This window comes from Rhodocytophaga aerolata (genome assembly GCF_030503435.1).
GTDB classification, from domain to species: domain Bacteria; phylum Bacteroidota; class Bacteroidia; order Cytophagales; family 172606-1; genus Rhodocytophaga; species Rhodocytophaga aerolata.
Window position 1 is genome coordinate 313,964 of the sequence record NZ_JAUKPO010000003.1, and the last position, 12,490, is coordinate 326,453.

Here is a 12,490-nt window from a genome sequence, read left to right on the forward strand (position 1 = left end):
ACTCTTTTAGGAATTATTTGAATAAACTCTTAATTAGAACTATTTTTGACACACTAAAATCGAAACTGTAATTTTACCCTATGGCTGAAATCATTAGAATGCCCAAAATGAGCGATACCATGACGGAAGGTGTAATAGCTGCATGGCATAAAAAAGTGGGTGATACTGTTAAATCCGGAGATGTACTGGCAGAAGTGGAAACAGATAAAGCTACCATGGATCTGGAATCGTACCAGGATGGAACCCTATTGTATATTGGCCCCAAAGAGAAAGATGCTGTACCAGTAGATGGCATACTTGCTATAATCGGCGAAAAAGGCGAAAATATTGATGCTTTATTGAAACAATCTGGTAACAATACAAATGGTAATGGAAGTGCTCCAGCCAGTAAGCCGGCCGATGCTCCGGTAAAGGAAGAAGCCAAACCTACTGCCCCGGCTATGGCTCCTGCTGAGGTAAATGCTTCAGTAATCCGGATGCCTAAAATGAGTGATACCATGACAGAGGGTACCATTGTAGCCTGGCATAAAAAAGTAGGAGATGCTGTAAAATCTGGCGACCTGCTGGCAGAGGTAGAGACCGACAAAGCTACCATGGAACTGGAATCTTATGAAGATGGCACTTTATTATATATTGGTGTAGAAGCGGGTGCCTCGGTAGTAGTAGATGGCGTATTAGCCATTATAGGCGAAAAAGGTGCTGATTATAAAGCTTTATTACAAGAACCAAAAACACAGCCAGCCAAAGAGGCGAATGGCGCACCATCTAAACCGGAAGAAAAAACCACGGCTCCCGCTGCAACCAGTCCGGCACAAACGCCCGAACCAGTAGCTGCCGATTCCGATGAACGCCTCAAAATATCTCCATTAGCTAAAAAATTAGCCCAGGAAAAAGGCTTTGATATCCGCCAGATTAAGGGCTCAGGAGACAATGGGCGTATTGTAAAAAGAGATGTAGAATCGTTTGTACCTGCTGCCAAACCTGCTACTTCAGCTCCGGCTCAGGAAAAAGCTCCGGCTGCAAAGCCTGCCGAAAAACCCATGGTATTGCCAAGCATAGTAGGCGAAGAAAAATTCGAAGAGGTACCAGTTTCGCAAATGCGTAAAACGATTGCCCGCCGCCTAGCCGAAAGTAAATTTGGTGCACCCCACTTCTACCTCACCATGGAAATTAACATGGATAAAGCAGTAGAAGCCCGGCAAAGCATGAATGAATTTTCTCCAGTTAAAATCTCCTTCAACGACTTAGTAATAAAAGCTGCGGCTGTAGCCTTAAGGAAACATCCAAAAATTAACTCTTCTTGGCGGGGTGATAAAATAAGGTATAACCAGCACATACACATTGGGGTAGCTGTAGCAGTAGAAGAAGGATTGTTGGTGCCCGTTGTCCGTTTTGCCGACAATAAAACCTTATCTCATATTGCAGCTGAAGTTAAAGATCTAGGTGGCAAAGCAAAAAACAAACAATTACAACCTGCTGACTGGGAAGGAAATACCTTTACTGTTTCTAACCTGGGTATGTTTGGTATTGAAGATTTCACAGCTATTATTAACCCACCAGATGCGTGTATATTAGCCGTAGGAGGTATTAAACAAACGCCAATTGTGAAAGATGGAGAGATTAAAATCGGAAATGTGATGAAAGTAACCTTATCCTGTGACCACCGCGTGGTTGATGGTGCTTTGGGAGCTGCTTTCCTGCAAACACTAAAAGGCTTGCTGGAAGATCCGGTAAGAATATTAGTATAAGGATTAATAAAGAATGCCGAATGATTAATGAATAAAGCTAAATCATTTCATTAATCATTCGGCATTTCTTTTTATGACAAAGGGGCTGTGCCAGCGTGGTATTTTTTCAGTAACACATCGTCATAATCATCTGCATAATTGCCTATTCTATTGAGCATAGCTAATGCTTCGCCTTCACTAAAGTTATCCAGCTCCCGCACCGTTTTTATATATACCCAGTTCTCAAATACGGTCATGCCCACTCCATACAATTTGTGGTTAATTTCCAATATTTCCTTAAAAAAAGCTTCCCGGTTCATCTTAGGAATTTCCACCACAGGAGCCATAGCCTGGAAATAGCCATACTCTTCTCCCTCTTGCTTCCATATATCAATCCATACTTTGGCCGATCCTTTTTTCAAATCCCATTGCCCTGGTTTTTCACCGCGGCATATTTTAGGATCTGCGCCCAGATTGGTGATACAGTTTTCAATCATGTTGTAGTAGTATTCAATGTTTTCCATAGTTTGAGTTTTGTCTTGTAAATAAATTAACAGAAATAAAGTAAAATAAGCAAAAAAGGTAATTCCCTTTATTTAGTAACTTTACCCCTTCAGATGTAATTTTCGGGGAAGGGAATTGCATAAAAAAAACAAAAAGAAACATTATATGAATAAAATACATGCAACCACCGTACTGGCCGTATTGCATAATGGCGAAGCAGCCATTGGTGCAGATGGGCAGGCAACTATTGGGAATACCGTAGCAAAGAGTAATGTTAAAAAAATACGCAAGCTCATGGATGGTAAGATAATTACCGGATTTGCTGGCTCTACAGCTGATGCCTTTGCGCTGCTGGAAAAATTTGAAGAAAAATTAACTGCCTATAGTGGCAACCTGAAAAGGGCAGCTATAGAATTGGCGAAAGAATGGCGCACAGATCGCTACCTGCGACGCCTGGAAGCGATGATGGTAGTGGCCAGCAAAACCGAACTACTGGTGATTTCCGGCACAGGCGATGTACTGGAGCCGGATGAACAAATTGCTGCCATTGGCTCAGGAGGGATGTATGCCCAATCCGCTGCGTTAGCTTTAAAAAGACATGCACCTCATCTCACTGCTGAAGAAATTGTAAAAGAAGGGCTACATATTGCGGCAGACATTTGCATCTATACCAATCATAATCTGGTTATTGAAAAGCTATAACCGTAGGAGTTTACAATTTACTGCCTAGAACTGTAGTAGTAAGAAAAAAGGGTAAGTTTAAAATTTTAACTAATAACTAGAAATTAACCTATCTGTGAAGAAAACGTCAAGTTAATTCTCCTACAGATGGGTTAATTTTTATAGTATAGCTTATACGTGAGTACTACCTATTGTACTTGGTTAATTATAGTACACTTGAGATGATTTTCCTATCCAATCATAGCCATCTATTAGTTAGAGCATCCCGTAATTTTCTAAATCTGATTTTATATATTTAGTATAATAATTCTACTAAAAGGACCTTTAGTTAGCTACTACCCTGTCCGATAATAGAATAATTTGATAGCTTCTCCCAAATCTTAACCATTCCAATATGAATAAAAAGTTTTTACTCTTAGGTGGCTTGCTGCTCCTGAAGGTACACCTGTTTGCACAGGTTACATTCCCCAGAAATGGTGTGTATGACCAGCGAAGCAGAATGTATGCTTTTACCAATGCCACGCTTCACACGGATTATCAGACTACCCTGGAAAAAGCAACTTTACTGATCAAAGATGGGCTAATAGAAGCAGCAGGTGCTAATCTTCAAGTACCCAATGGCTATGTAAAAGTAGATTTACAAGGCAATCATATCTACCCCGGACTAATAGATTTGCACACATTCTATAGTATGCCAGAAGTACCTAAGCCGGCTCCTAAAAATGGCCCCCAAATGGAATCGGCCAAGAAGGGGCCTTACAGCTGGAACCAGTCTATACGTCCGGAAACAAACGCCAGTGAACAATATAAATTAAATGCCAAGGAAGCCGAAGAAATGCGTAGCCTGGGTTTTGGCACTGTGCTTAGCCACATCCCTGACGGAATTGCACGCGGGTCTGCAACTTTAATAACCCTACATGAAGGCTTGGAAAATGAGGCCACGCTGAAGCAGAAAGCGGCTGCCTGGTATTCCTTCAATAAAGGAAGTTCTACACAAGACTATCCCACTTCGCTGATGGGTGCTATAGCTTTACTCCGCCAAACCTACCTGGATGCCGACTGGTACAAAAAAGGAGGCAGTGCCAAAGAGCAGAATCTTTCTCTGGAAGCTTTCAATCAATTGCAAAATTTGCCACAGTTTTTTGAAGTAAGTGATAAATTAAATGTTCTGCGTGCAGATAAACTGGGAGATGAGTTTGGTATACAATATATTATTAAAGGGGCTGGCGATGAATACCAGCGGATAGCAGAAATTAAAGCAACCAACGCTTCTCTGGTCATTCCTGTTAATTTTCCAAATGCCCTCACCGTAGACGATCCACAAGATGTAGTAATGATCCCTATTGCTGATATGAAACACTGGGAACTGGCTCCTGCTAATCCGGCAGCGTTAGCCAAAGCAGGAATTACTTTTAGTCTTACAAGCAGTGGCTTAAAAGATAAAAAAGATTTCTGGAACAATGTACGCAAAGCCATTCAATATGGTCTACCTGATAATGAAGCATTAAAAGCTCTTACCTATACTCCTGCACACCTAATAAAAGCAGATAATCAGCTGGGAAGCTTAAAAAAAGGTATGTTAGCCAACTTTATTATTACTTCCGATAACCTGTTCAGTGAGCAAAATACCATTTATGAGAATTGGGTGCAAGGGTATAAGTATGTCGTAAATCAACTGCCGGTTACAGATATCAGAGGAGTATACGATCTGAGAGTAGGAGGTCAAACAGGTATGAAACTACTGGTTTCTGGGAAAGCCGGTAATCCGGAGTTTGCTGTACAAGCTGGCAAAGATACCTTAAAAGTAAAAGCTACCCGTTCAGCAAGTAATTTGCTAACCCTGGCTTATTCACCTGACAAAAAAAGCAAAAAAGGAGAAAACAGACTTAGCGGCTGGATAGAAGATAAAACATTAAAAGGAGAAGGTATTACAGCCGAAGGTACCCCTGTAAAATGGGTAGCTACGTATTCAGAAGCTTTCAAACAAGCAATTCCTGCAAAAAAAGACTCCGCTGCTAAAGCTGATGTGGCTAGTTTGGGTAAAGTTACTTACCCGTTTAATGCATTTGGAGTGGATACCAAATTATCGGCAGAGAATATCATTATCAAAAATGCTATGGTATGGACCAACGAGAAAGAAGGTAAATTAGACAATACAGATGTACTGATTCAGAATGGCAAAATAGCTAAGGTAGGAAAAAACCTCTCACTGGCAGGTGCACGCACAATAGATGGTACAGGAAAACACCTAACAGCAGGTATTATAGATGAACACTCACACATTGGTATTAGCAATGGAGTGAATGAAATGGCCCAGGCAGTAACAGCAGAAGTACGTATTGGCGATGTGGTAAATTCAGAGGACATTAATATCTACCGGCAGCTGGCAGGTGGGGTAGTGGCTTCCCAGCTGCTGCATGGCTCCGCAAACCCTATTGGCGGACAATCTGCCTTAATAAAACTCAAATGGGGAGCTTCACCAGAAGAAATGAAAATACCCAATGCCGATGGCTACATAAAGTTTGCTTTGGGTGAAAACGTAAAGCAGGCAAACTGGGGCGAAGCCTATGGTATCCGTTTTCCGCAAACCCGTATGGGCGTAGAACAAGTGTTTATGGATGCCTTCACTAGAGCAAAAGAGTATGAACAAGCCATGAAAGCCTATAATTCTTCTAAAAACAAGATCGGTACTCCGCCTAGAAGAGATCTGGAATTAGAAGCTCTGGTAGAAATTTTGAATAACAAACGTTTTATCACATGCCATTCCTATGTACAGTCTGAAATTAATATGTTGCTGCATGTAGCGGATTCCATGGGTTTTAAAGTAAATACCTTTACTCATATTCTGGAGGGATACAAAGTAGCTGATAAAATGAAGGCGCATGGGGTTGGTGGCTCTACGTTCTCCGACTGGTGGGCATACAAGATGGAGGTACAGGATGCCATTCCGTATAATGCAGCTCTTATGCATAAAGTAGGTGTTACTACTGCTATTAACTCTGATGATGCTGAAATGGGCCGCCGTCTTAATCAGGAGGCTGGCAAAACAGTAAAGTACGGTGGTGTATCCGAAGAAGAGGCCTTAAAAATGGTAACCCTAAATCCTGCGAAACTACTTCACCTGGATAATCGCATGGGAAGCATTAAACCTGGCAAAGATGCCGACATTGTGCTTTGGTCTGATCATCCTCTTTCTATCTATGCAAGAGCTGAAAAAACCTTTGTAGATGGCATTTTATACTATGACCTGGAAAGAGATATTAAGTTGCGGGAAGAATTGAAAGCAGAACGCAACCGGATTGTAAGAAAAATGATGGATGCCAAAAACGGAGGTGCTGCCGCAGAAAGCCCTGCTTTGAAGAAAACTCAGATCTGGCATTGTGAAGATATAGGTGGAATAGAGGAGTAGGCAAAGTCATTAAGCCTGAAAGACTATGTTAAAATTTCTTCAAATAACTAACATCCTTTATTCAACAAACCCATGAGAGCATTATTCACTTTTATATACTGTATATTCATTTCTATACACCTCATTGCCCAGCCACCCACCCCTGGAAAGCCCCAAGTTAAAGCCGTAGCCCTAGTAGGTGGAACAGCACATCTAGGCAACGGACAAGTAATAGAAAATGCTATTATAGCCTTTGAAAATGGGAAACTGACGATAGTAGCTTCGGCAGCTACAGCCAATTTCGACCGGTCCGGATACGATATTATAGACGTATCTGGCAAACATATATATCCCGGACTAATTGCACCAAATACCAGATTAGGACTGGATGAAGTTTCAGCTGTACGGGCTACCAGGGATTTTAGTGAAGTAGGAGGTATTAACCCCAATGTACGTTCGCTGATTGCCTATAACACCGACTCTGAACTGATCCCTACCACCAGGGCAAATGGCGTATTGATAGCCCAGGTAGTACCACAAGGCGGCCTGGTTACTGGCACCTCTGCCTTAGTTAAGTTAGATGCCTGGAACTGGGAAGATGCGGCTGTAAAAGAAGATGGCATTCACCTGAACTGGCCGGCTATGTTTGTAGCCGGAGGAATCTGGTATGACCCGGAACCCATTAAGAAGAACGAAGGGCATCCGAAAATTCTAGATGAACTAAGCCGCACCTTTGCCGATGCGTTAGCCTACAGCCAGGTTAAAAATCCTTCACCTGCTAATCTCAAACTAGAATCGATGAGGGGTCTGTTTGATGGAAGCAAAAACTTATACATTCATGCCAATTACGGCAAAGAAATTATAGAAGGTGTACAATTTGCCAAAATTCATGGGGTGAAGAAAGTCGTTATAATGGGAGGGGAGGATGCCTGGATGGTCGTAGACTTTTTAAAAGAAAACAATGTAGCAGTGATAGTTAGTGAACTTCACCGCTTGCCAACCCGTCCCGAAGACGATGTGGATTTACCTTTCAAACTTCCGGCCATGCTGAGCAAAGCAGGAATTCTGGTAGGACTAAGTTATCCTGGTGAAACAAAAAATTATACCAACCTGGCTTTTATGGCCGGTACTGCTGCCGGGTATGGTCTCAGCAAAGAAGAAGCACTTACTCTGGTTACTGCTAACAATGCCAAGATACTCGGTATAGACAATCAGGCAGGTACGTTGGAAAAAGGGAAAGATGCCACACTTGTAGTCTCTTCCGGCGACTTATTAGATATGCGAACTAATGACGTTACCTACGCCTTTATTCAAGGCCGCCAGATAGTATTAGATAATAAGCACAAACGCCTGTTTAAACGCTTCGATGAAAAGTACAGCACGAAGTAAAATCCAAGGCTTCCCATATCTGTACACAATGCCTAAAGCCTGACTATTGAAGTCAGGCTTTTTGCCTGGCTATAGAAAATAGCTTATCTTGTTCTAAATCCCTTTATGTATCACCTCATGCCATTTCGTTTGCTTAAACTTGTTGTTATCTCAATTCTTGTACTTTTGATGAGTACCACTCTATTTGCACAAACAAAACCCGCCAAAGGCAAAAATTTGATAGAAGACTTATTAAAATCCCATTCCGAACTGTTCAGTAAGGTTTTGCAGAATCCGGAAAAATTTGAGGTACAAGTACTGTATACGCAAATCAACCGGGACAAAAACAACAAACCTTCTTTTACCACCTATTCTTACCGCACAGATGCAGGTCAGTATTTTTACCCGGCTAGTACCGTAAAACTTCCGGCAGTTCTGCTCTCCCTGGAAAAGCTCAATCAACTCAACGTACCAGGCTTAATCAAGGAAAGTCCGCTGAAAATAGATAGCACTTGTACCAAACAAGCTGCCGTGTTGGAAGATTCTACAGCTGCGGATGGCAAACCTACGTTGGCACATTACATCAAAAAGATACTACTTGTTAGTGATAATGATGCGTATAACCGGCTCTATGAATTTGTGGGACAGAAAGGCATGCACGATGGTTTGCATAACAAAGGTTTTACGAATAATCGTTTCATCAAACGTCTTCAAGTTGGAAGCACTGCTGAAGAAGACCGTTGTACGAATGGATTTACTTTTTATAACACAAAAGGGGAGATCCTTTATCAGCAACCAGCTGCTTATAATCAGGAGGAGTATCCCAATCAACTGCAAACAACCTTAAAAGGCAGCGGCTATATGCAGCAGGAAACACTGATTGAAAAGCCCATGGATTTCTCTGCTTTAAACCAGATTGCCTTGCAGGATTTACATGGTATACTTCAGGCACTAATTTTTCCAGAAGCCGTGCCCCAAAAACAACGTTTTGGGCTAACAGAGGCTGATTACCAGTTTGTTTATAAATATATGTCTATGTTTCCGGAAGAGAGCAAAAGCCCGGTATATGACGAAAGTTATTATAACAGCTATGGCAAGTTCTTTCTCTATGGCGATACTAAAAAGAAAATTCCTGCCAACATCCGCATTTTCAACAAAGCCGGCTGGGCCTACGGTACCCTCACTGACAATGCCTATATTATTGACCTGGAAAATAAGATAGAGTTTTTGCTGACGGCTACCATTCTTGTAAATGAAAATGGCATTTTCAACGACAACCAGTATGAATATGAAACTATTGGAAAACCTTTTTTAGCCAACCTGGGCCGGGTAATTTTAGAACATGAGTTTAAACGAAAAAGGAAAAATAAACCCGACCTTTCAAAATTCAGCATTGATTATACCCAACAATAGTCTATTTACCAGGAGCCGCTGCTACCCCCACCACCAGAGCTTCCGCCCCCACCGGAGTAACTACTGCCGCTACTACCAGATGACCAGCTACTAAAGGAAGAACCGGAAGAAGAACCAGAGGAGCTTGAACTGGAAGAACGGGATTTGCCGGACGATGCGCCAGCTGTCATAAACTTGGATGTCTGGAAGCGGCTAACAGCTTCTTTGCCATTTTTGCTGCCAAAGTATATTCTGGATAGCAGGAAGAAGAGTACATATAGGGCTGCAATGCTGAATCCAACGGCTGCCCCAAAAATGATAGGCGGAAACACCAGGTAGAAGATCAGGATAAATAAAAACAGGTACCAGGAGATTTTTAAATCTGGGGCAAAAAAGTCAAGAAAAATAATGATGGCTGTAAAAACCAGTAGTGCAAGCATCACCGGTATACCGATCCAAAGCTGTTCAGCTACGTTTAGCTCATCTTCGGTATCTTCTGCAGACAACGTATAAGTTCCATCAACTGCTCCGACAATTGCTTTTATACATGCTTTTATTCCCTCTTCGTACTGTTCTTCTTTAAAATGGGGCGTTAATTCATTCCGGATAATGCGGTTACTCAAGGCATCTGTCAATACATGCTCCAATCCGTAGCCTACTTCAATACGCATTTGATGGTCATTGACGGCTATTAGCAACAATACGCCATTATTCTTTCCGGCTTTCCCGAGTTTCCATGTGTTGAAAACCTCATTGGCAAACATCTCTATGGGTTGCCCTTCAAGCGAAGGAATAGTGAGAAGTACTAGTTGATTAGTGGTAGTGTCTTCCTGCTGTTGGAGTTGGTATTCCAGCGCCTGCCGGGTTTCGGCAGACAAGATGTTGGAGTAATCATTTATTCTGCCTTGCAGCACAGGAACCTGTATGGCAAAGCTTTGATGGGCAACGATGCAAAGCAGAGCAAAAAATAAAAGAATGTATCTGAAGTTCATTTGTTTGAGGTGATGGCCAAAATGTATCCTTAATGGCATTCTTCAAATAAAGTAAACCAAGGATGATGTGCTGATATGCTAATGTGCTGATGGTTGTGCGATTTACATTTATAGTTTTTGTGCAAATAGTTACTTATATGCCAAACCCAAACCTGTTAGGTTTTGAAAACCTAACAGGTTTTTACTCTGAACACCCAACATCAACACATAAGCACATCAATCTATCTTCCGTAAATCTTCGGCCAGTTGGCGGGCAATTTCTTTATTTTCGGGATGATAAATCCAGTAATTATCGAATAGCTCTACAATACTGGCGTTAGACTCGGTAGAAACAGTAAGGCTATGGAAACGTGTGCCGCGCCGCTGCTCTTGTTTGATCTTCTTCATCAGGTCTTCCCGCATTTCATACATAATAAAGTCAGAAATCATCAGCACATCAGCTTCTTTGTAGTCGCGGGTTTGCAGCATATTTAAGGCTTCATACATAGGTGGGTGAATATCGGTACCTCCGTTAAACGTCATAGATAAGAATTTAACTACCTGATCCAGGGAGGTTTCCAGCTCCAGCAAGTTGATTACCTGCAAGCCGGTAGAAAAGGAAATCAGATAGCACCTCCGCCCTTCACCGGCAGCCATTTTCAGAATAGCAAAGCAAAGCACTTTTGCCACATGCTCTGGCAAGCCTTCCATAGAGGCACTGGCATCTACACAAATAATAAATGGTCCTTTTTCTTTCCGCCTGGTAATTTCCCGCTTATCGGTAGCGGTACCTTCCCCGGAAACAGATTCACGGCCCTGATACTGAAAAGTAAGTAAGCCTTTTTCTACATATTTTTTGTAAAAAGCTGTTTCTGTTACCGCATCCGATAGCATAGCCATTTCGGAAGGCAATACATAGTTTAAATCATCACTTTCGTGAATGCCCCCAATTTCTGTTTTCTGCTCTATACTGCCTTTCCAGGAAGCTTTGGAAATAGTATATTCATACAACTGTTCTTCTATCTCTGTTTGTGCTTCCCGCATCCGGCCCAGCAGATCTGCCAGTTCGCGGATAGATTTTTCGTTTTTCAGCAGTTCAGCATACCGATGCAATACATCAAAATTAGTTTGCTTCCACAAGCCCCGCGACATATCCCAGAAACGGCCTACTTCCTGCGCAAAAGGGGCAATCAGTTCCATCATGTTTTCATACTCTTCTACCTTCGCATACAGCAACTTGGCGTACTCGTCTTGCTTCCTGACCATTTCCTGCATTTCGTATTGCAGACTTTTTGCAATCAGCAACTTTTCCCATTGCATCAGCAAATCGTCGAGCAGTATATCTATCGGCAGTTTCTCTTGTTGGTTCTTGATAGATTCCAGAAATTTTGCCTTATCCCGGAAAATGTCATCAAAATACTTCTCATAAAAGCTGATGTCTATTTCTTCTCTAGTATAGGTCTCTTTCAGGAAATTAGTCAGGTGATACCAGGTATCGGCATAAATTTGCAATGGCCGGTCTTTCCAGGATTGCAGGCGTTTAAACTCCTCCTGGCAAGGATTATCCCGGTTAATTTCCTGTTGCGATTTGCGCATCCACTGCAACGTATCGTGGATGATCTGCTTGGAAAGGCTCAGATTGCCCGAAGCCACTTTAAGTAGTTTATCATCAGCAAACACCGTATCCAGGCTTTCTTTCAGGTAATCGTACTGCGGACTGTTATACCGGTGAGATTCCAGGGCTGCTGCTGGCTGCACTTTGTGTTGAAGGTAATACACCAGATACCGCCTAGTGGCTTTATCGAATATATTCCCAAATTCAATAAATTGCTTGAATTCCTCTTCTGCCTGTTCGTATGCTTTCATGGGAGTAAGACTATACTTACTAAAGCACTAAAGAAAGGAAAAAGTTTTAAAGAGCTAGCGTTACACCCCGCTGAACATCCAGGCAATGCGGCCATACATGAGAATGGCGTTGAGTTCCATCATTTCCTGCTCGTTGTGCAGGTTGCTTTGCACCATAAATTCATTTTTGTTCTTCTCCTCAAATTTCAATAGCACTACCTCATCTTCACTAACCGTCATGGATTTTAAATCTATGGTATACTCCCGGCCATCTGACATGATCAGCTTATTCCTTCGGCGGTTTATTTTTCGGATTACGCCAATTTTATCCTGGCTATCGTAGCGTCTAATTTTGATTTCTCCATCGTAAAAGCCTTTCGTTTTGAATTGCAAGGCTACCCGGCGGGAGGTAAATACAGCTTTAGAACTGGCAGGATTATAGGCAAGCCGGCCTATTTTATTCCCCTGTGCATCAAAGAAATCCAGATAATCATTATACATAGTTGGCCGGTACCAGCGGGGTGTATCCGCTTCTGAAGCTGCCGGAAAAAGCAACCTGCCAATAAAGAGCCATATAATGAGGATGAGTGTCACCTGAACGGAAAGCTATCAAT

The 12,490-nt window shown here is 42.1% G+C and carries 9 protein-coding genes; 5 read left to right on the forward strand and 4 right to left on the reverse strand.

Annotation, left to right across the window (positions count from 1 at the left end; all coding sequences use genetic code 11):
- The first annotated feature begins 80 nt into the window (after nucleotides 1–80).
- Nucleotides 81–1,748, forward strand: a complete 1,668-nt coding sequence (locus tag Q0590_RS08090) for a pyruvate dehydrogenase complex dihydrolipoamide acetyltransferase (RefSeq protein ID WP_302037007.1) — start codon at nucleotides 81–83, stop codon at nucleotides 1,746–1,748.
- Nucleotides 1,749–1,819: 71 nt separating this feature from the next.
- Here Q0590_RS08090 and Q0590_RS08095 read toward each other — a convergent pair whose 3' ends face one another.
- The gene (locus tag Q0590_RS08095) at nucleotides 1,820–2,251 is read right to left on the reverse strand and encodes a YbjN domain-containing protein (RefSeq protein WP_302037008.1); all 432 of its coding nucleotides are present in this window, start codon (nucleotides 2,249–2,251) and stop codon (nucleotides 1,820–1,822) included.
- A gap of 145 nt (nucleotides 2,252–2,396) precedes the next feature.
- Between Q0590_RS08095 and hslV the strand changes: the two genes are divergently transcribed.
- The 4 genes from hslV (at nucleotide 2,397) to Q0590_RS08115 (ending at nucleotide 9,081) form a co-directional block, all read left to right on the forward strand.
- A complete protein-coding gene (hslV, locus tag Q0590_RS08100; RefSeq protein ID WP_302037009.1) occupies nucleotides 2,397–2,933 on the forward strand; it encodes an ATP-dependent protease subunit HslV in 537 nt (178 codons plus the stop codon).
- A gap of 373 nt (nucleotides 2,934–3,306) precedes the next feature.
- Nucleotides 3,307–6,321: an amidohydrolase family protein gene (locus tag Q0590_RS08105; RefSeq protein WP_302037010.1), complete on the forward strand. Its 3,015-nt coding sequence runs from the start codon at nucleotides 3,307–3,309 to the stop codon at nucleotides 6,319–6,321.
- 72 nt (nucleotides 6,322–6,393) lie between these two features.
- The gene (locus tag Q0590_RS08110) at nucleotides 6,394–7,689 is read left to right on the forward strand and encodes an amidohydrolase family protein (RefSeq protein ID WP_302037011.1); all 1,296 of its coding nucleotides are present in this window, start codon (nucleotides 6,394–6,396) and stop codon (nucleotides 7,687–7,689) included.
- 168 nt (nucleotides 7,690–7,857) lie between these two features.
- Nucleotides 7,858–9,081: a serine hydrolase gene (locus tag Q0590_RS08115; RefSeq protein WP_302037012.1), complete on the forward strand. Its 1,224-nt coding sequence runs from the start codon at nucleotides 7,858–7,860 to the stop codon at nucleotides 9,079–9,081.
- Nucleotides 9,082–9,086: 5 nt separating this feature from the next.
- On the opposite strand, the gene Q0590_RS08120 is transcribed toward Q0590_RS08115, so the two are convergent.
- From Q0590_RS08120 to Q0590_RS08130, 3 genes are all read right to left on the reverse strand, one after another.
- Nucleotides 9,087–10,052 carry a TPM domain-containing protein gene (locus Q0590_RS08120; protein WP_302037013.1) on the reverse strand — a complete coding sequence of 322 codons (966 nt, stop codon included), beginning with the start codon at nucleotides 10,050–10,052 and terminating at the stop codon, nucleotides 9,087–9,089.
- A 216-nt stretch (nucleotides 10,053–10,268) separates the two neighbouring features.
- Nucleotides 10,269–11,897, reverse strand: coding sequence for a VWA domain-containing protein (locus tag Q0590_RS08125; protein ID WP_302037014.1), 1,629 nt, complete (start codon nucleotides 11,895–11,897; stop codon nucleotides 10,269–10,271).
- Between the two features lie 60 nt (nucleotides 11,898–11,957).
- A complete protein-coding gene (locus Q0590_RS08130) occupies nucleotides 11,958–12,470 on the reverse strand; it encodes a hypothetical protein (protein ID WP_302037015.1) in 513 nt (170 codons plus the stop codon).
- Between the last annotated feature and the right edge of the window lie 20 nt (nucleotides 12,471–12,490).